A 21,027-nucleotide genomic window follows, 5' to 3' on the forward strand; every position below is an offset into this window, starting at 1 on the left:
CCTATAGGCGGGGTGAGAGGCCGAAAACTGCTTTAGATTAAAATTTTAGCAGGGTCCCTGGTTTGTCATATCAATTGCCTAGCTACCGACTATTTGGTCGTCCTCACGGTAAATGGCCAGTACCGATGGCCGAGGCGGTAACAGGGGATTATTATCTGGCCAGCGGTGCAGGGGTTGGTCATAAGTGGAGTTGCGTGAATCGGCCGGATGTTGCACGGCAATAAACAGGGTTTTTCCGTCGGGAGTAAATTCCGGCCCGCACACTTCAGCCCCTTGCGGGCAGCCAAAAAAATGCTTGGGTGCCGCTCGCAAAGGCCCCTCAGTAGCCATTGCCCAAAGTCCATCGTGGAACCCAAAGCGCTCACAGCCATCGGTAGCAATCCACATATTGCCCCTGGGATCGAAAGCGACGTTATCGGGATTGGCAAACCAGCCGTGCTCAGAGATATCGTAAGGGGACTGCTGTCCATAGGCGCCCCTTTCAGCCGGGTTTTCAGCATTGGGATTTCCGCCAAGTAGAAATTGCTGCCACTGAAATTGTGCGCTTGTGTGGTCGCGGTTTCCCTTCTTCCCGGGGGGCGCTATTTCCAATACATGGCCGGCAGTATTGCGTGCGCGGGGGTTGGCGGCATCGGTATCACTGCGCTTCTTGTTTTTGGTCAGCATTACATAGGTGCAATCATTGTGGGGGTTAGTCTCCACGTCCTCTGGCCGATCCATTGGCGTGGCTCCCAATAGCGCGGCTGCGCGGCGCGCATCAATCATTACATCTGCTTGATTGCGAAAACCATTCTCTGCGGTCAGTGGGCCCTGGCCATATATCAGCGGCAGCCATTCGCCACTGCCATCGTCGGCAAATCGCGCGGCATAGAGCGTGCCATTAACGAGTAGCTTTCGGTTTGTATCGGGATCTTCGGGCTGATAGTTATCTTGGGATACATAGCGATAGACAAATTGATGTTCATCATCATCGCCGCCGTAAGCAACGATCGGTTGTCCCGGTTTACAGACCAGGGTAAAGCCTTCGTGCTCAAAGCGCCCCAAACTGGTCAGCTTGCGCGGTTTTGATTGGGGGTTATAGGGGTCAAACTCCACCATCCAACCGAAGCGATTGGGCTCATGGGGTTCTACCTGAATATCAAATCGGCGGTCGTGGTCACCCCAGTTGCGATTTTCCGGTTTTATACCAAAAAGTTGATGGTTTTCGATCTCCCGGGAATCTTCGAGCTTTTTTGGGGCTCCCTGAAAAGCGCCGCCAAACCCCTCTTCGGCAATTAATACGGTTCCCCATGGGGTTTTCCCTCCTGCACAGTTACCTATGGTGCCGAGGACCTGGGTTCCGCTGGGATCTTGGCGGGTCTTCAAACGTTCGTCGCCTGCGGCGGGGCCAGTGATTTCCATTGGCGTCGTAGAAGTTATCCGCCGGTTATAGGGACTGTCAGCCACTACTTTCCAGCCCTGTTTACTTCTTCGAATTTCCACGATGGAGTGTCCGCAGGCGGCCTGTTCAATGGCCACATGCTCGGCACTCACTCCTCTGGTGGCACTGTATTCGTCGTTATAACCGGGAAACATTAGATGGGGCTGGGTGTATTCGTGATTGACACATAAAAGCCCGCGATCACTATTTTTACTTTGTATATGCAGGTATCCATGGGTTGAACTGATCCCCGCTGCCAAGGGCATAAAAGCAATAAAATCGTTGTTGTAACCGAATCGCTGTTCCTGGCTACTGGCGCTAAGTTCTTCAGGCTGAAAAGATGTTTCCTCTCTATGTAAGGGATCTCCCCACCTCAATAGAACCGTGGATTTATAACCCTCTGGTAGATGGTGTTGGTAATCCAGTCTATGGGGGATTTCTTTAAAGATGAGGGAGTTGCGTGTGGGATTTTCACTTTCACTACAGCCGGGTAGTAAGCTGCTTACAGTACCGGTGGCGGTTACACCACCCAGGACTTTAAATAGAGAGCGGCGTGCTGGGTTTTTGGGGCTTTCGTTCATGACTGCTCCATATTTGGCTTCAGTATATGACGCTTTTTACTGTTAATTGCCTTGATGGTTCTTTTTAAGGCGATTGATATCTGTGTAAATAGCAGGGCTTACATCTATCGTCGCAGTACTAATTGACTATGTGATGACAAGCTTAAAAAAAATGTCACGTAAAGTTCATAGCGGCCTTCTAGTCTGCGTCCAATTCAATTAACCACCGGTAATGTGGGAGTGGGACGCAATGAAATACAGAACTTCAGGCTTGCGGTTACTGGGAATGCCATTGGCGGCTCTGGCGACTGCCATCATTAGTGCAAATGCTGTCGCAGAAAATGAGCAGCTAATGGAAACGGTGACGGTTACCGCCCAGGCAAGTAATGCGCGCAGTGACTTGGATCGACAGCGGGACGCCAATAAGGTCGTAGCGGTGCAAACTTCTGATGCGATTGGTGAACTCCCCGATGCCAATGTCACAGAAGCGTTACAGCGGATGCCCGGTGTGTTTATTGCGAGAGATCAGGGTGAGGGGCGATTCGTTGGTGTGCGGGGTATAGACCCAAATTTGAATGCGGCGACAATTAATGGTGTGAGCCTGCCCGCACCGGAAACAAACACCCGGGCGGTAGCCCTGGATGTTATTCCATCGGACTTATTGGCGAGTTTGGAGGTATTTAAAACTCTTACGCCTGATATGAGCGCAGACTCTATTGGTGGTGCCATTGAGATCAAAAGTCTGAATGCCCTGGATTATGACAGCAATCGCTACAAGTTCAGCGTAGAGAATAGCTACAGCGAGCTTCAGGAAGAGTACAGCCCCAAAGTGGCTGCGACCATGACCAACATTTTTGAACTTGATGGAGAGCGCCGTCTCGGGGTGGCATTGGCGCTAAGTCACCAGGAGCGGGAGTTTGGCTCAGATAATATTGAGACTGACGGTAGCTGGGAAGAACTGACCGCTGAAGATGGCTCTGTAGCTAAGGGCGCGACCGAAATAGAACATCGCGATTACAGTATTACCCGGGAGCGCACAGGTCTTGCTGCCAACTTCGACCTGGACCTGGGCAGTGACTCCAGTATCTATCTCCACAGCTTGTACTCCGATTTTTCTGATCAGGAAATCCGCCAGCGCAATTCCTGGAAGCTCGATGATGAACGCGATGAGCCGGAGACTATTTCGGCCAACTCGGCAGAGTGGGAAGAGGCAGCACTGGAGAAGTCCCTGAAGGACCGCCTGGAAGAACAGGAAATTATTTCTGCGGTATTTGGCGGAGAGCATAATTTTGAGCAATGGGGATTGTCCTATGCCTTGGGATATTCCCATGCAGAGGAATCTGAACCCAATCGCCGCGATACCGATTTTGTCTTGGACTCCCTGCGTTTGGGGTATGTTGAAGCTGGTGATACTCCCCGTATGGCGGTGGGAAGTGAGGATGTTGAAGCAGTATTGGACCCGGCCAGCTATCAACTCGATGAATTGGTCATTGAAGATAACTTTACTGAAGATGAAGAAATCAGCTTCCGTATTGATATCAGTAGAGAAATGGATTGGGCTAGCAATCCTTCAGTAGTTAAATTCGGATTACATGAGCGTCAGCGAGAAAAGGCTGGTGACTTAAATGCGACTGTATATAAAGGGTTTGGTGGGGATTACACTCTGGCGGACTTTTCTCGCAATAGTATCGATTATGGTTTGGATGCATTTGGACCTGGCGTCAATGTTGGAAGCCTGAATAGTTTTATCAATGCTAACCTCAGTGATTTTGACATAGATGAGACGGAGACCGCTTTGGCATCCGCCCGTGACTACGCAATGAATGAAGACATCACGGCCTTGTATGTGATGAATTCTATTGAGTTGGATCGCTCCCAGCTGGTTTTTGGGGTTCGCTATGAGCGCACCGAATTTACTGCTGAAGGAGTGAATGTGGCAGAGTCGGAAGAGCCCCTGCCGGGTGCCGATTTAATTTCAGAAGGGGTTTATGCCACTGAGGTTAACTACGAGAGGGACTACGACAATTTCTTCCCCAGTATTAATTACAAGTTTGATTACAACGATAATGTTGTTCTCCGTGCAGCTTATTCGGAGTCCTTATCGCGTCCATCATTTGGCTATTTGAACCCCTCTCCGGCCAAAATTGAATACGATGATGGGGAACTGGAGGTTGAAGCTGGAAATCCAGAATTAGACCCCTATGAATCCCGCAATATCGACCTGTCTGCCGAATACTATGCGGACGATTTGGGTATGTTCTCTGTGGGACTATTCCATAAGAGTATCGATAACTTTATTGTTATGTCTGAGGTTTCCAGTAATACCGATTTTACCCGTTTTGTAGGGAATTTAGCGGTTGATGATGCTGAAGTATGGCAACCGATTAACGGAGACAACGCCCGTATCAGCGGTGCCGAACTGGCCTGGACTCAAGGTTTTGAAAATGGGTTCTTACTCAGGGCCAATGCAACATTTACCGATTCAGAAGCTGATCTGGGTCTCAATAGCAGTGATCGCAGTGACAAAATATCTATGCCTTCCCAGGCGGATTTTGTCGGCAACTTTATTGTAGGCTATGAGCGCGATGCCTTTAGTATGCGCCTGTCAGCAGCTTTTCGCAGTGAACGCCTGCTGGAAGTAGACCTTGAAAATGAGGCTAATGATCGCTACGAAGAAGACCATTTGCAATTGGATTTGTCGGCCCGCTACCGCTTTGATAATGGCCTTCAACTTACTTTTACTGGGGTTAACCTCACGGATGAACCTTACTATGTTCACATGTCTGGGTTTAATGGTCAGTACGAAGAATACGGTCCGACCTATGCGATTGGGCTGAGCTATAGCACTTTCTAGAATTTACACTGGAATTTTTGGATTAGTGCAATTTTTTACCCTGATAAAGCCCCTGCAATATTGTGGGGGCTTTGTTTTTGTAAAAATAATATTTTCTGTCAGTTACCGGTAAGTTCTAAGCAGGTTTTATTATGCGTTTTTCAATAGTGGGTGTTTTGTCCTGCCTTATATTACTCGGATGTGATCTTGAAAAGGATAGTCAAAGATTATCTTCACAAAAGATCATCTCTTTAAAGGGGCTGATAGCTGAACAGATTCAGCTGGTCAGTTTCCCTAAGCAGCAATACTTGTTGCTATCCAGTAAAGATAAGGGGCTAGTGCTTGTAGATGAGTCCGCAGAAATACAAGTTCAAAAGGATGGCAGAGTAGAGGCACTTGCCATTCAGCCAAGGGAAGATGGTAGCTACCTGGTGGCGGCTTACGAAGAGCTGGAAGCGCAATTACAGCTATATCAATTATTTACTGATCTAAACGATGATTTGCAGCTTCAACTTTTAGGAAAGCTTGAGAGTGCCAAGCCTGTGAGCGCACTCTGTTTTTCATTGCAAGCAGGAAGAGACCACCTGTTTGTCATTGGAGAGGATGGGTTGGGAGTTGAGTACCTGCTTTCTCCCAGTGATGAGCACTGGGATTTTACCGAGATCCGCCCAATATATTTGGGGGAGGAGGTTAATAGTTGTAGCGTGGATAACCGTCGGGGGCGATTACTGGTATCACAGCCGCCTGTAGGGATATTGGCATTGAATGCCGATGCAGAGCGTGATGAGGAGCGTGAGCTTTTAATTTCGGCGAAACAGCTCGGTGATGATTTCGGCAGCTTGCGATTGGGTTATCAGCAGGACCAAATCTGGATTGCTGTGGAACAGGGAGTACAGGCTTTCGACTTGTCAGGAAGTGGTAGGCCCGACCAGTCTTGGACATTGCCTGCAGAAAGTCCTGCCTCTATTGCAGTTTTTGGTGATAGGTTGGCCGTGTTAAATGATAAGCAGAGTGAAATAACCTATTTCCCGATAAATACCAAGCTGACCAGCGTTACAGATAATCCGCTTGAGATTATTCCCACTGTTGCCGCCAGGGGACAAACTGACCCCGTTCACTCTTATGGGGATGCTGCTGATGATCCCGCTATTTGGGTGAACTCTCATTCGCCGGCAAACAGCCTGATTTTTGCTACAGATAAAAAAAAGGGGCTCAATATCTATCATCTTTCAGGCAGCTTAAAACAGCACTTTCCGGTAGGCAGGGTTAATAATGTTGATATCCGTAAAATTTCCCACCCTAATATTGATGCGATTGCCGTTGCCTCTAATCGTACTAACCCCGGTTTGGATCTATTTTCTATCAGTACAACGGGCGAGGTGGGGTATCTTGGATACCGGGGTATAGGGCTTCATGATCCCTATGGCTTGTGCCTGCAACAGGACGATAGTGGGCTTTATGCCTGGGTTTCTGACAAGGAGGCCAGCTTGCATCAGCTCAAAATCAATGTCTCTGAGTCCTCCAATGAGTTTGAGATTGAGCAGGGTATCCAGTTTGATGACTATGGACAGGTAGAAGGCTGTGTTGTGGATGACCAGTTCGGAACCCTGTTTTTTGCTGAGGAGGACCTGGGGATTTGGCGGCTGGACCTAAAGTCCTTATCAGAGGCCTCTCCAGAGTTGGTGGCAGAAGTGGATGGTGAAAAGCTGGTGGCAGATATAGAGGGATTGGCACTTTATCAGGATGGCGACAAGGGCTATCTAGTGATATCCAGTCAAGGTAATGATAGCTATTCACTATTCAGCCGTAGTGGGAATGAATTTATTACCCATTTTCGGGTTGGTATGAATCCCCAGCTAGGTGTGGATGGCAGTTCGGAAACCGATGGTTTGGCCGTTACCAGTTCAGCTTTGGGTGCGGAATATCCGCAAGGTTTGTTAGTTGTTCAGGATGGGCGCAACCGAATGCCCAGCGCAGCCCAGAATTTTAAATTGGTTGATTGGAGGGATATCAATCGTCTGTTGTCTCACTAGCGGTATCGGGGTTTTCAGGCTGGCTTAAATTGTTAATATTGCGGGCTCTTTGAACCAGGTAAACCAGAGAACTCGCAAGTATCACTCCAACGATATCGGCGGCCAGACCAAGTAAGTCAAAAGTCCTTGAGCGAACAAATGCCTGGCTTATCTCTTCAATCAGGGCAAAGCCAAGCACTGCGATAGCACCATAGTAAATTCTAATAAAGCCGAGCTTAAAATAAGTGGCGCGGGTGGCAGTTATCAGGATAAGACCAAAAGTACCAAACAAGGCGATATGGCCTAGTTTATCGCCATAGGGCATAGCACGGACAAGGTCAAAAAATATACTACTCGATCCGGTATTGGCTAGATAGATAATCCAAAGAATAAAAAGAAAAAACAGTAGGGCTGAAGCCTTGAGAAATCTTGGCATAATACTTATTGATACAGTTTTGTTTAATCTTGTGAAATCTAGATGTTGATTTTATCTATATCTTATGAGAGGGGAAAGAGAGGCCTTAAAAAACTGTGAGTTAACCAGATTGTGATGGCTCAGTATCAATTATTTTTGACTTGCAGTCTTCACATAGATAGACGATTCCCCTCAGATCTTGCCACCTGCATCCGCTGGTATATTCACAGCGCCGCATCTTTTTATTGCAATTACTGCAGATAGGGGGGGTGTTAATTTTCTTCTGTTCCAATTGCCAGTTAAGACCGTATAAAGTAAGTATAGTCCCAAAGGTAATGGCCATTAAAAGTTCGTCATATCGTTGAGCGTAACCCGAAAGAAAAAATGAAATAATAAGTATTATAGTGAAAAATTATAGTGAAAATGTTTTAATTAATTTATGTTCATCTTTTAATCGGTTTTCAAATTTTATTTTTGCTCCATAGTCTTCACTGTATTCCTTTAGATCTTTTACTTGTAGGTTTTTTTTCTTATTTTTCATTTTTTTATTGTTTGAATCGGTGATCTGATAGCTGTTTTTCTAGGAATAATTAATGTTGAACCTTCCTTGCTTTATCAAAAGTTAATACTCCACCCCATAGTGATAGCTTCACTATCTATTTCATCCAGAAACGTATCGCCCCCAATTTTTGAAAACTGTTCCCACTCTATCCGTAGGCTCCACTTACCCCTATAGCTATAGTTAATACCAGCACCATAAGCCCAGTGGAATCCATTGCTGCTATCGGTTAATTCACCTCTGACTGGAGTTAATTGTTCTATTAAACTTCCATCTTCAAGCTGGTATAGGATAAAAACTTCACCCTTCTGAATCTCATTGGTTTCCGCGTACCAGATGCCGGTGCCAAGTTTCCCAAATAAGCTAAATGACTCTCCCAGGGGAAGATACGCCAGGGAAAATATATTGAAAAGCTGGCTATCAAAATCAGAGAAATAGTTTAAATATTCACCATCCCCATATGAGATATGGGTATTCAGCTGGTACTTATTGAAATTTTGATAGCTGGCTTCAATTGCCAGGTAAGGTGTCCATCGAATTCCTGCAAATAGTTTCCAGGCGTTATTTTTATCATCACACTGACTGAGATCCACTTGATCTAAGCTGGCGCCAATTTGTTGAACCCGCTTCTCTGCTTCGCTACACAAGTTATTGGCATGCTGGTTACCGAAAGAGATACCAGCATATTTGTGTGAGTAGAAATCGGCGCAAGTAAGGGCAGGCAAGGAAAGTAGAAAAATAATGAATAGGGGGCTAAAGCGGTTCATGGTTTGACCTTGTTTAGCTTATATGGGGGGACCGCTGAAGCTGATTTTAGAGTGAAATTTGATTAAGGCAACCACCAAAATAATAACGTCTTTTAGATTGATCGAAGGTAGGACCTACTCTATTAACTGGATTCGGCGCCTAAAGGTAGAGTTCCCAGTAATAGTTCGCGGGAACTCTATTTAATTTGTATAAAGTTATAGGTGTCAATTAACAAAATTCAAAAAAGCCGCCCTAAACCCAGTGATAGTGTTTCTGCATTGAAGTCTACTCCAGTGGGCTCCAGTTTCTCCCACTCCAGTCTCCAAATCCAGTGATTCCTATAGATATAATTCATGCCGACCCCAACACCCCAGTGAGGGGCTTTGTGGTTTTGGGACTTGTCTTTATCGAACGTCTGAAGTTGTGCCGTGAATTGTCCATTGGATAATTGCTGGGGGATATAAAATTGAGCGGATTGTTGCTCTGATAATTTTCCTCTCCAAGCTCCAGCCCCGACTCTGGCAAACATATTTATATTGGAGTTAACAGGATAAAAACCCAATAAAAAGGCGGTCAATAAATGTGTCTCAACCTGGTATGCAGCCTTTGCATACTCTCCATTTTCATTATTGGTATAAAAGCTGCTTTGCGCAGCTGAAGGTTTTAGATAGCTGATTTCAAGGGCGAGGTATCTGTTCCAGCGCAAGCCGCCATAAAACTTAATCGTACTGCCGCTACTATTGCAATGAAAGCGTCCGTCTGTAGATCCTTGAGGAATCTGTGATTTTATCCGGGGGTTTGCAGATGAGCAAAATTGAGGATAAGAGGTTTCACCGAGGGTAGCCCCAATATATTTCCTGTTGGCAAAGTCAGCGCTGGTATTTGTAGCGAAAGTGAATATAAGGCTGGAAAACAAACTTGTTTTTACGGTGGTCTTAAAATTATTCATGATCTGTCCTGTGCTTTGTTTATTTTTATTTCAAGCACAGTAAAGCTAGATCAGGGCTTTTACTTCACAAGTCATTGGCGTGAGGGCCTTTAGGTATCAGGCCCTGTATTCAAAGTCAGAGTAAGCAGTTGGCTGTTAATTTCTAAATGCCAAGCTTTGCTCGCATCTCCGAGAGTCTTTTCGAATTTTCTTCCTTGGAAAGTGGTGAGCCGGGGTTTTCCTCCAGCTTTAATTGCTCTGGAGCGGTTAGTTTTTCTCCCCCCAGGACTCGTTCACATATTTTTCGATAGTGCTCAGCAAAGACCGGGTAGGCGATAGACTCGGGGTTATTGGCAAGAAAAAACCAGTTGGATTCCCGCCCTGCGTGATAGATCGCTAAGTGGCTCCAGTTGTAATTGGTTTTGGGGCTGGGGGCATTGCAGGCTTCGCGATAGGCGGCGCGTGCTTCCGGTAAACCATTCTCCCCAGCGGCGCACAGCTGCAGCATTTTATGTACGGTGGGCAGGTACTCGCTTTGCAGGATTGCTCGCTTGGCACCCTGCATTATATCCTGGGGAGCGAAAGCAAGCAGGGCCTCCAGCCAGAGGCGCTTGGCGTGGTGAAGGGTTTCAGTGTCTGGAAACGCTGCGCTGAACTGATTGTGATAATTCAGTTTAAACAGCGCAAATACTTCATTGATTGCGCGCTTCTTTTCGTTCAGCAGTTCCTGGCCCTGTTCACTACCAGTTTGTGTCTGTGAGTATGTCGCCGATTGACCGGTCGCGGGTGCGCTGGTTGGTGTTGTTGTGGGAGTCTTGTGGATTGCCATAAGAGTTTCCTATTGCCAGTTTGTTGCGCTCCGCCCACTGGTGGCGCGCGTGACGCACAAATACGGCGTCCCAGCTTTTACGTGCGGCATTTTGACCGCGCCAGTAAATAATAAATTCCGGAACCAGGGATAGAGCGAAGTCGCGATCTATCTCGCATTGGTTCATCAAATGACTCAGGCAGTCACCACTGGGCTGCCAGTTGCGGGAGATGGGTTTGGCCACCGGGTTTTTCTCAATACCCTGGCAGTAATAGGCCCACTCTTCCCGCGCATACTCGATAAACAGTTCACCCCAGCGGGCACTGTGGCCACCGCGCTCGGTCCATTTATAAATGAATTCCGGCAGCAATTCGGCAGCAAAGCGCGGATTGATGGCCAGGCGCTGTAACTGCTCCCAGGTGTGCTCGCTGGGCTGCCAGTCGCGGGACATAGCAGTGGGCTTGCGCTTTTCGATAAATGGCGTGTCCTGCTTTTCCCAGTCTTCCATAATCCAGTCATTGAATTCCAAATCCCAGGAAATGGACTGCTTGCCACTGGAGCGGTGGTAATCGAGAAAGCGCTGTAGGCCGCGACCGACAAAAGTGCTGGGGACTCCCTCGTCTGCCAGCTTGCGCAGGGTCTCATCGCTGGGTTGCCAGCCGTTGGGCAGTGGCTGTTTGCGCTGAGCCGTTGCGCGAAAAGCCTCCCACTTGCTTTTAACCTGGCGCAGGAACAGGGAGCCAAAGGAGTGACGGGGCTCGGCGCGCTCGCGCCAGTAAGTGACAAACTCCGGCAATTGCTCCCTTACAAAGTGCTCGGGAATACCCAGTTGGGCGATACGGGCCATGGTTTCACTATCCGGCTGCCAACTGGGGGCAATAGTGTTGGCATTGCGGTTGGACGGGGTAGGGGGTGTTGCCACCGGGCGCTTGTACTCACCGGGCAGGGCGAACTTCAGAATCTCACTACTGCCGAATGGTGCCGCCCCCAGCAGAAGGGCACCCCGGTTGCGCAAACTGGTGGCTACCCTCTGGATATCCGCTGCCTGCCAGAAGGGCAGCAGCAGATATAGCTGCTCCCCCTCGGCGGTATACCAATCCCGGCCTCCGTAGGGCTCCAGGGGAAGGAATGGAGCCAGGTCGCCAAGTGCAGTGAGCAGCACAGCTTCCTCCAGGCCGACAGTGGCAGCCAGAGAAGGAGAGATACTCAGGGGTCTTTCGGGAAGCAGGGGATGTGTCATGGCGCGATAATAACATTCCGGCGCATCGCATGCGCGATCATTGGCGAATCCTCAGCCTTTTCCCGCCCCTGGTGCCAGCCACTAAGCTGAAGGATGAATTGACTGCGAAATTTCGGCGGGCGGTGCGCTGCCAACTGTTGCCTTCCCCTAGCGGTAAGGTTGTAACTTTGTCGCTGTAATTGGTGTTGCGGGAGAGCAAGATGACGAAGGAGCAACAATCTGCGCCAACGGTGTTCCGTTTGAGTGGAGTCAATTGTGCCGGTTGTATCAACAAAATTGAGACTGCGGTTAAGGCCGTAGCCGGGGTGACTGATGCCCGGGTAAACCTGTCCGATAAAATCCTGTCGGTATACGGCCCGGCAGAGGCTGAATCCTGTATCGAAGCCGTCCGAGGCGCGGGCTACGGCGCTGAACTCCTGCGAAGTAGTGAACGAGAGCAGCGCGCGGAACAGCGGGAGCAGACACAGCGGCACTACCGACAGCAGTTGTGGCGCTCGGCATTTGCTTTGGGCGTGGGCGTGCCAATGATGGCCTGGGGGCTGATCACCGACAAGGTATCGGTGAATACCCCGGTGGAGCAGCTGGCCTGGGGTGTTATGGGACTGATTACCCTGGCGGTGCTGGTCTTCTGTGGCGGCAACTTCTTCAGTGGTGCCTGGAAGGCACTGCGTCACCACAATGCCACTATGGATACGCTGGTGGCATTGGGCACGGGAACGGCCTGGCTCTTTTCTATGATCGTGGTATTGGTTCCCCATCTCTTACCGGAAGCGGCACGACATGTGTACTTCGAGGCCAGTGCCATGATTATTGGCCTGATCAGCCTCGGCCAGGCACTGGAGATTCGGGCGCGCGGGCGCACTAGTGCCGCAGTGGAGAAGCTGTTAGAGCTCCAGGATACATCCGCGCGGGTATTGAGAGATGGCCGAGAGGTGGACCTGCCTATCGAGCAGGTGCAGCAGGGAGACCAGCTGCGCGTCCGCCCCGGCGAGAAAATTCCGGTGGATGGCACTGTGCTTGAAGGGCGCAGCCTGGTGGATGAGTCCATGCTCACCGGGGAACCAGTGCCGGTGAAAAAGGCGGAGGGTGACAGCCTCGCCGCCGGCACTCTAAATAAAAATGGCAGCCTGTTGTTTCGCGCAGATAAAGTGGGTTCCGACACCCGCCTCGCGCAGATTATCGAGATGGTAAAGAATGCCCAGAGCTCCCGGGTACCTATCGCGCGCTTGGCGGACAAGATATCCGGTATCTTTGTGCCAGTGGTGATGATTATTGCCCTGGTGGCCGCACTGGTTTGGTTCAACTTGGGCCCCGATCCTCGGGTTGCCCATATGTTAGTAGTACTGACTTCGGTGCTGATTATCGCCTGTCCCTGTGCCTTGGGGTTGGCGACTCCCATGTCGGTTATGGTGGGGGTGGGCAAAGGTGCCGAGTATGGTGTACTGGTGCGCAACGGCAAGGCCCTGCAACAATCCTGCACTCTGGATGTCCTGGTTGTGGATAAAACCGGGACTCTCACCGAGGGTTCTCCGCGTCTGACAGATATCGATAGTGATGGCGACAGCGATGAACTGCTGCGCTTGGTGGCGAGCCTGGAGCAGGGCTCAGAGCACCCCTTGGCCGAAGCCATAGTGACGGCTGCTCACGAAAAAAACCTTGAATTGCAGTCTCCAGCTAACTTTGAGGCCATCACAGCTCACGGTGTGAGTGGTGACATCGGTGGCAGTCGCGTGCTGTTGGGGAATACCAAGTTAATGCAAAAGGAAGCCATTTCCCTGGATGCCTGGAGTGAGCGGGCAGCCACGTTGGCTACGGCGGGGCGCACGGTGATGTACGCCGCCGTGGACGGCAAGTTGCGGGGGATTATTGCCGTAGCCGATCCGATTCGCGCTGATGCGCAAGCTGCTATCGAGCGACTGAGCAAACTGGGTTTACGCATTGAAATGCTTACCGGGGACAATCACGGCAGTGCCGAAGCGGTTGCCCGGCAACTGGGCATCGATCGAGTTCACGCAGAACTATTGCCGGAAGATAAAGAGGGGATCGTCGCTGAATTACAAAAAAAAGGCGAGCGAGTGGGTATGGTGGGTGACGGGATTAACGATGCCCCGGCCCTGGCGCGGGCCGATGTGGGCTTTGCGATAGGTGCCGGTACCGATGTTGCTATTGAGAGCGCCGATGTCACCCTAATGCGTTCCTCCCTGCACGGGGTCGCCAATGCCGTGGAGTTGTCCCGGGCCACTTTGCACAACATCAAGCAAAACCTGTTTGGAGCTTTTATTTATAACACTCTGGGTATTCCCATCGCCGCCGGTGTCCTCTACCCGATTACGGGTATGTTACTGAGCCCCATTGTTGCCGGTGGTGCTATGGCGCTTTCCTCCCTGACAGTGGTCAGTAATGCCAACCGCCTGCGCTTCTTTAAACCATCGGAGGCTCGCTAAATGGCTGAAGTTCTCGTAAATATCGTCGGTGTGCTGATGATTCTGGCTGTTATCTGGTGGTTTTGGTTGGGCCCAAAAAGAAGTGCCAGTAAGGCGACGCCGAGCACGGATAATTTACAGATTCTGGTTAAGGATGGAGTTTACGAACCGGATCTTATCCGCCTGCCCGCCGGTCGCACAGCGACTTTGCATTTTCACCGGGAGGACCCAAGCCCCTGCTCCGAGTGGGTATTGTTTCCAGACTTGGAAGTCAGCGCTCAGCTTGCCCTGAATCAGGATACCTTGGTGGAAATACCAAAAGCCGAGCCGGGTGAATACCCGTTCAACTGCCAGATGCAAATGTATCGGGGCACATTGATACTGGAGTAACAGTAAATGTGATTCTCTATGGGGGTGTAATAATTCCCCGGGCCAAGACGACATAGATATAACCAATACCCCAGAGCTGCCTTTCACCTGTATGGAGAGAGGGGCTCTGGTCAGGCTGGTGACTAAGCTCTAATTTGTTAAGAGGTCGTCAACAAATGTCATTTCTTCTTCGAAAACTTCCCTTCGCCCTGGTGGCCATCGCCTTTGCGCTTATTGCGGTGGCGCTTTTTTCCGGCCAATGGGGTGGTATCAAGCGCGTATTTGAATTCTACGGTATCACTAATGAGGAAGTGCTTTCCTCTATACGTTTACTGACCGCCATTATTTTTTCAGTCGCCGCTATTTTGGGGGCACTCGCCCTTCGCTTTGAGCGGGTTATTAAGCCCTTGGCAATCCTTCTGATTCTAATATCGCTAGTGCCCCTACTGAGTCTTCTTGGCAGCGGCCATTGGATCGACTCCCTGGGCGGTTTTCCGGCAATTGGCTCAGGACAGGGGATAATTAAGTATTTTGCCCTGTTAACCTTGGGTATTACCTGGTTGTATAGGGATTCGTTGAGTCCACTAAAGCTGATATGGCTCAATTATTTCCCTGTCGGCTTGGTATTACTCTGGATTGGTGGGATGAAATTCACAGCGCTTGAGGCTGAGGGGATTGAAGGCCTGGTAAGCACTTCGCCACTGATGTCGTGGTTATACAGTCTATTTAGCGTGCAGGTGGCCTCAAATCTTATCGGTATATATGACTTGATTGCGCTGGCTATCCTCGCCTTGGGTATTTATATCCGGCAGCTGTTTTGGCCGGGACTATTGCTTTGTGCCGCAGTATTTATAACAACCCAGACCTTCCTCTACTCCTATCCAGGCAGTTGGGTAGCTCCCTGGCAACTTAGCTCCAGCGGTATTTTTATTATTAAAGATCTGTGGTTTATCGCAAACCTGATATTAATCTTGGGCTTTAGAAACTCCATGATTAAATCTTAAAACTGATGGGGTCAAAGAGTTGCTCTGAGGCCCCCAAAATGCCAGCTTTGATACATTGGGAATACTATTTGTAAGTTATCGAAAGGTGGCATTTTCTGTGGGCTCAGGGATATCTGGCCGGCGTGAATTCAGTGAAGTGAAAGCTTTAAAAAACTAATATTTTTAATTTTCAATGGAAAACCCTCTGCCCGATTAGTTACAGAAGAAGTATTGGCCGTTGTTTTCTAGATTTTTTCTGTTTCTATTTTGTCGTGGGTGCACCGTGTTTTTTTGCCGGTAAGCGATAGGTGGAGTTAGTTAGGGTTTCATATTGAGTTTCGGGAGGGCTTAAGTGTGAAATTCATAGTTCTTCCATATTTTGTTTTTATATTTTTATAAGCGGTATATTCGGATTTATACCTGACTGCCCTTGCTGGAATAAAATACCACTAAATGTCGATTTTATTGATGTTATGTTGCATTAATTAACTGAAATTGTGGTCTTATTTTTTTTTAGATCGTAATTTTTCTATTTTGTAAGAGATTATTTTGTCATTGTTTATGTTTTTATTTTTGTGTTTGTATGGAGCTTTTAATGGGATGGTATTTATTAAAAATTAGACTTATCTTTCGGTGACATGCTGAAAGTTGTTTATTTAAATTATAAAAATAATAGGAACCGTGCCAATTAGTGGCGGTCCATAACTCTGTCGCTAGCGTTGCAGGATTTACATCCTCTAAAAGTAAAAATTTGTGTTCAGCTGGGGAAGGAAGTTGAGCGCAAAGTAATAAATGGGCAGAGATATGATTCTACGTAAGAAAAAATTAGCATCCGTATTTAAACAACCGATAGTCAATCGCACATTAATGGCAGTGGTATTAGCCGGTGCCAGTTCTAATGCTTTCAGTCATGGTTATGTTGAGGCCGCTGACGGTGGTGTAGCTTCTGCGCGTGGTACCCTGTGTAAATACGCATTAGATACCGGTGAAATGAATTTGAATTGTGGCGCAGTTCAGTGGGAGCCACAGAGTATTGAAGGTCCTGAAGGCTTTCCCGATAGCGGCCCTGCCGATGGGCAAATTGCCAGTGGAGGAAGCAGTGCCTGGTCTGAGCTTAATGAACAGACATCTGATCGCTGGGTAAAAAATTATATTAGCTCCGGTTGGCAAACCTTCAAATGGTACTTCACCGCCAACCATGTAACTCGTGATTGGAAATACTATATTACTAAAGAAGATTGGAATCCGAATTCAGTCTTGACTCGCGATCAATTTGATCTCGACCCATTCTGTGAGATAGATGGCAATTATGAACAGCCAGATGTAAATACAACTCACGAGTGTCAGGTGCCGGATCGCGAGGGCTATCATGTAATTCTGGCTGTTTGGGATGTGGGTGATACGGTTAACGCTTTCTACAATGTTATCGATGTAGAATTCGATGGCGATAATGTCACTAATACCGAATGGAGCGCTGCGGGTACCATCAATCCGGCGCAGGACTTGAACGTTGGCGATAAAGTATATACCCGCGTATTTGATGGCTCAGGTGAAAACTCGTCTTACAGCACTGTTTTGGAAATTGCCTCCGAAGAGCAGGGCATCGCTGAAAACTGGTCACACGATTTGGCTGAGTTGATTAATGCAGAGCAGACCGATATCCGCGCCGGTGATTTCGATGGTGATAACAGCTTTGAGCCTCTGTACGGTATCAACCGCATTTATCTAAAAGATGGCAGTGGCCTGGAAAATGTCGAGATCGGTTACGAGTTGAGCGAAGAAGAGCCCAACTATGAAGTAACGGTAAGTGGCCTTGAAAGTGAATACACAATTACAGGCGGTGCTATTTCTCTAGACTTGGCTCTCAGTGCTACGGGAGATGTCAGCGTTGAGGTTACAGTGGTAAATCATGGCGGTGATACTCTATCAAGCTATAGCAATAACATTGATGATGGTGATACTGCCAGTACTAGCTTGACTCTCTCAGAGACTGTAGCAGGGCACCATATGGTTGTAGTGGTGGTAAAAGATCGCGATGGCAACATGGTTGATCAAAATACCCTGAACTTCTATCTGGTTGAAGATACCTCAGATGATGACTCCTCTAATGGGGATGATGACTCCTCGAACGGCGACGACGATAGCTCGAACGGCGATGACGACGCTTCTAATGGTGACGACGATAGCTCCAACGGCGATGACGACACCTCTAATGATGACGACGATACTTCAAACGGAGACGATGATAGCTCCAATGACGATGACCAATCCTCGAGTGATCAGGATTATGATTATGTCTTCCCTAGAGGCCATAGAAACTATGCTGCGGGCACTAAAGTCCTGGGCCGTGATGGTAATGTCTACGAGTGTAAGGACTCTGCTTACTCCCACTACTGTAAGGAAGTGAGAAGAGGTGCAAAACAGTTCGAGCCGGGTGTTGGCGGGAACTGGGAAATACTCTGGGAAAGACTGTAATTTGTTCCCGATAAAATAAAAGAGGCCCCTTTGGGGGCCTTTTTTATGAGTAAATTAGTAGGTGAAAAATGGCCTCTTAGGGCAGCGATTCAAGCCTGGTAATAACTTAAAAACATCGATTAACTATATAGGAATAGAACTATGCACTTTTATGACCCATAGTTATATTGCGGGGTTTTTGGGGCGCTATGTATCAAATCATTTGATGAGTATCAGGCAGTGATTTTTTAGCTGCTAGTAGCTTTCTGCCTGCTCGTTGGTTTATTGCCATAAATGGCAACTTTGATACTCTAAATGTTAACTTTCATTAAAGGTATACAGGCCTTCGACAACTTCTACATTGGGAGGGCGCCTATATTTGTTGAAGTAATCGTATCCTTCTTTTAGGTTCAGCCAAAAAGAATGCCATTGATTATCTTTGTATTGAGATAAGATCTCATTCTCAAGTGGAAATGGGAAGGAGTGAACCCTGACAATTCTTTGTCCTGATTCTATTGCTGAAGCAGTAAGTGCATATATTTCATTGATAAATGGATTTGTCATTGCAAAGCAGCCAATAGATACACAGTCTCCATGTATCATAAGAGCACTACCTGTTCTGCCATGGTGCCGATCATATTGATTGGGATACCCTAGATTAAATGAAAGATGATATTGGCTCCAAGGGTTTAACCGGCTAGCATTTACAAAGTAAAAACCTTCCGGGCTTTGTAGATCACCTTCTCTCAATTTTGGCCCCAGATCTCCTGAGAAAGTGCAAATATCGTAGCTTTTAAACTTAGAATATAAATTATTATCCGACTCTATCCAGACCTCTAAGATACCGGGGTTTTTAAATATGCGAATAAAAATAGGGGCGCCATACTTAAGCCCTTTTTCAGAAAGCTCCTGTTTAAGCTCCTCTTCAACACTAGATATAGATGTTTTTGCTCTAACACTTGTGGGGATGACTTCCGCTTGTAAACAAGAGCTTACTACACAGAGTAAGAATATAAATGTAGAGGCTACTTTAGGATTTCTCATGCTGGTATTTTTTTGGGTTGGCCTTCTCTTAAAGCAGTCGAGGGTATTTAGGCATATAGGATGTTGGCGGTTTTCTCTTGTTAACAATTGTTATGGGTATTAATTTATATTAATAATTAAATTTTGAAAAGCTGGTTGCGTTTGTTTTCTGGATGTTAATTTAGTGGTGATAAAAGCCAGTAGCCAGATGGGACTATGGCTTCAATTTCTGAGAGGTGTTTTTCTCGTTGGGATTTAGTAGGTCATCTGTCGGAAGCCATGAATGTAGATAGAGTGGCCAAGAAGGATTCGGCCACTATAGTAGGTCTAGGCTTGGTAATAACTTAAAAACATCGCAGCGGTGCGCTCGGCCAGTGCCTCTTGCTCGGCGGAGCTCGGTGGGCCAGAGAGTTGAAGTAACTGAGGCCAGTAGCAACCGCCTTTAATTAAGTTATGAATCTGCCCACTGGCGACCTCTATGTCGAGAGACTTTAGTCGGCCGTCAGCTACGGCAGATTTAATCCAGCGCTGCACCCCGGTCTCATGGGCCTTATATTTTTCCATTTCCTTCTGTAGTGCTTCCGGCTGGTGGAAGAAGTAGTCGAAGGCCATGCGGTTAAGCTCAATATACTGCGGGTTGCAGATCGTTTTTATTTCCTGCTCTAACAGTGTGCGGAGTTGTGATTGCATATCACTATCCGGGTTGTAGTCACAACCGGAGGGCTGGGTGGCCTGCTGCCAGAGTTCACCGATCAAATACATCACCAGGGCTTCTTTACTGGAGAAGTGGTTGTACACGGTGCGTTTTGATACCTGTGCTCGGGCTGCCAGCTCGTCCATACTCGTGCCCTGCACTCCCAGCTCCTGAAAAGCCTGCTTGGCGGCATCAATAATAGCTTGGCGTTTCAGCTCACTTCTGGTTGGTTTCTTTTCAGTCATGGGTATCTCTGTGAAATCTGGGCCGGGGGATTCCATTGCCGGCGAGTTACTTATTACGCAAATTTTACACTATATAGTTTACTTTTATATAGTTAGTTTATACACTGCACTGTATAGTTTACATGGTAAGTGAAATGAAGAAGCGCTGGTGGATTCTGGCAGGAGTGATTGTTATGTCGGTAGGTCTCTTTGGTAGCTGTACAAATCAACCCGAGAAGTTCCGCAACAGTGATACGGACTACAAAGTCAGTAGTGGCGGTATAGTTGAGATGATCGGCGCCTACATTAAGGCGGATCGTGCAGCCCCCGCACCGGTGAAGCCTATTCCATTGCGACAGATTCCCGCTGCGGAGCTGGCTGCCCCAGTCGCTGAGAGTGCCGTATATCGCCTCGGGCACTCCACAGTACTGATTCGAATGGATGATCAGTATGTTTTGACAGATCCGGTATTTAGCAAGCGGGCATCCCCGGTTCAGTGGATGGGCCCGAAGCGCTTTCATCCGTTGCCCATAGAGATTCGAGACTTGCCTTCGATTAAAGCGGTCGTTATCAGCCATGACCACTACGATCATTTGGACAAAAATAGTATTCGCGCACTCAAGGATAAAGTAGAGCAATTTATCGTTCCTGCCGGGGTGGGAAGTCGTTTGCGTAACTGGGGAATTCCGGCCGAAAAAATTGAGGAGTTGGCCTGGTGGGAATCGTTTGCCTTGGGCAGTTTGCACTTTACCGCGACCCCGGCTCAACATTTTTCCGGGCGTGGACTAACGGATAAAGACTCAACATTGTGGGCCAGCTGGGTAATTGAAGGGCGCGAGGGCCGTATATTCTTTAGCGGTGACAGTGGCTATTTTAGTGGCTTTCGTGAAATTGGTGAGCGATTTGGTCCGTTCGACCTGACACTGATGGAAACGGGTGCTTACAACAAGCTTTGGAGTTCGGTTCATATGATGCCCGAAGAGAGTGTACAGGCACATATCGATCTCAGAGGGCGAGCAATGTTACCTATCCACAACAGTACTTTTGATCTTGCCCTACACGATTGGTATGAACCCCTGGAGCGCGCACAGGCGGCAGCCAAAGACCAGGGTGTCACTTTGGTAACGCCTATCATTGGAGAGGCTGTTCGCCTGCGATCTCCCACCACAACAAAGGCCTGGTGGAAAGATGAGGTGAGGGCAGCTGATAATTTAAACCTAGTGACTAAATAGCTCGGATTTGAAGTTTATACTCGAAGGGGGGGGCAAATGTATTGTGATTTGTGGCTCAGGTTGGGTGTAATTTAAATTGCTAAGCATAGGGTTACCAGAGTGA

15 protein-coding genes are annotated in these 21,027 nt (G+C 48.0%); 7 read left to right on the forward strand and 8 right to left on the reverse strand.

Features of this window, described 5'->3' with window-relative positions:
* Positions 1-78: 78 nt before the first annotated feature.
* The gene (locus ACJJIS_RS01845; RefSeq protein WP_475709332.1) at positions 79-2,001 is read right to left on the reverse strand and encodes a PhoX family protein; all 1,923 of its coding nucleotides are present in this window, start codon (positions 1,999-2,001) and stop codon (positions 79-81) included.
* Positions 2,002-2,230: 229 nt separating this feature from the next.
* On the opposite strand from ACJJIS_RS01845, the gene ACJJIS_RS01850 reads away from it, so the two are divergent.
* Together ACJJIS_RS01850 and ACJJIS_RS01855 are read left to right on the forward strand one after the other, a co-directional pair.
* Positions 2,231-4,834, forward strand: a complete 2,604-nt coding sequence (locus tag ACJJIS_RS01850; RefSeq protein ID WP_475709333.1) for a TonB-dependent receptor — start codon at positions 2,231-2,233, stop codon at positions 4,832-4,834.
* A gap of 131 nt (positions 4,835-4,965) precedes the next feature.
* Positions 4,966-6,846: a phytase gene (locus ACJJIS_RS01855; RefSeq protein ID WP_475709334.1), complete on the forward strand. Its 1,881-nt coding sequence runs from the start codon at positions 4,966-4,968 to the stop codon at positions 6,844-6,846.
* Here ACJJIS_RS01855 and ACJJIS_RS01860 read toward each other — a convergent pair.
* The 5 genes from ACJJIS_RS01860 to ACJJIS_RS01880 all read right to left on the reverse strand — a co-directional run bounded on the left by ACJJIS_RS01860 (position 6,824) and on the right by ACJJIS_RS01880 (position 11,522).
* Positions 6,824-7,261: a VanZ family protein gene (locus tag ACJJIS_RS01860; protein ID WP_475709335.1), complete on the reverse strand. Its 438-nt coding sequence runs from the start codon at positions 7,259-7,261 to the stop codon at positions 6,824-6,826. The genes ACJJIS_RS01855 and ACJJIS_RS01860 overlap by 23 nt on opposite strands.
* A 594-nt stretch (positions 7,262-7,855) precedes the next feature.
* A complete protein-coding gene (locus tag ACJJIS_RS01865) occupies positions 7,856-8,566 on the reverse strand; it encodes an outer membrane beta-barrel protein (RefSeq protein WP_444915450.1) in 711 nt (236 codons plus the stop codon).
* Between the two features lie 218 nt (positions 8,567-8,784).
* Positions 8,785-9,495: an outer membrane beta-barrel protein gene (locus tag ACJJIS_RS01870; RefSeq protein ID WP_475709336.1), complete on the reverse strand. Its 711-nt coding sequence runs from the start codon at positions 9,493-9,495 to the stop codon at positions 8,785-8,787.
* Between the two features lie 142 nt (positions 9,496-9,637).
* Positions 9,638-10,303 carry a replication protein P gene (locus ACJJIS_RS01875; RefSeq protein WP_108734620.1) on the reverse strand — a complete coding sequence of 222 codons (666 nt, stop codon included), beginning with the start codon at positions 10,301-10,303 and terminating at the stop codon, positions 9,638-9,640.
* A complete protein-coding gene (locus tag ACJJIS_RS01880) occupies positions 10,215-11,522 on the reverse strand; it encodes a DnaT-like ssDNA-binding domain-containing protein (protein ID WP_475709337.1) in 1,308 nt (435 codons plus the stop codon). The genes ACJJIS_RS01875 and ACJJIS_RS01880 overlap by 89 nt, the downstream gene beginning before the upstream one ends.
* Positions 11,523-11,722: 200 nt before the next feature.
* On the opposite strand from ACJJIS_RS01880, the gene ACJJIS_RS01885 reads away from it, so the two are divergent.
* The 4 genes from ACJJIS_RS01885 to gbpA all read left to right on the forward strand — a co-directional run bounded on the left by ACJJIS_RS01885 (position 11,723) and on the right by gbpA (position 17,772).
* On the forward strand, positions 11,723-13,966 hold the full coding sequence (locus ACJJIS_RS01885) for a heavy metal translocating P-type ATPase (RefSeq protein ID WP_475709338.1): 2,244 nt from the start codon (positions 11,723-11,725) through the stop codon (positions 13,964-13,966).
* A complete protein-coding gene (locus ACJJIS_RS01890; protein WP_282931156.1) occupies positions 13,967-14,335 on the forward strand; it encodes a cupredoxin domain-containing protein in 369 nt (122 codons plus the stop codon).
* 155 nt (positions 14,336-14,490) lie between these two features.
* Positions 14,491-15,318, forward strand: coding sequence for a DUF417 family protein (locus ACJJIS_RS01895; RefSeq protein ID WP_445359001.1), 828 nt, complete (start codon positions 14,491-14,493; stop codon positions 15,316-15,318).
* A gap of 783 nt (positions 15,319-16,101) precedes the next feature.
* Positions 16,102-17,772, forward strand: coding sequence for an N-acetylglucosamine-binding protein GbpA (gene gbpA, locus ACJJIS_RS01900; protein ID WP_444907189.1), 1,671 nt, complete (start codon positions 16,102-16,104; stop codon positions 17,770-17,772).
* 297 nt (positions 17,773-18,069) lie between these two features.
* On the opposite strand, the gene ACJJIS_RS01905 is transcribed toward gbpA, so the two are convergent.
* Complete coding sequence (locus ACJJIS_RS01905; RefSeq protein WP_444907190.1) at positions 18,070-18,795, reverse strand: L,D-transpeptidase family protein; 726 nt, start codon at positions 18,793-18,795, stop codon at positions 18,070-18,072.
* 306 nt (positions 18,796-19,101) lie between these two features.
* Positions 19,102-19,713, reverse strand: coding sequence for a TetR/AcrR family transcriptional regulator (locus ACJJIS_RS01910; protein ID WP_444907191.1), 612 nt, complete (start codon positions 19,711-19,713; stop codon positions 19,102-19,104).
* Positions 19,714-19,847: 134 nt separating this feature from the next.
* Between ACJJIS_RS01910 and ACJJIS_RS01915 the strand changes: the two genes are divergently transcribed.
* Positions 19,848-20,924, forward strand: a complete 1,077-nt coding sequence (locus ACJJIS_RS01915) for an MBL fold metallo-hydrolase (protein ID WP_475709339.1) — start codon at positions 19,848-19,850, stop codon at positions 20,922-20,924.
* Positions 20,925-21,027 lie beyond the last annotated feature (103 nt).

It is taken from the genome of Microbulbifer maximicatervae (SeqCode) (assembly GCF_056231245.1).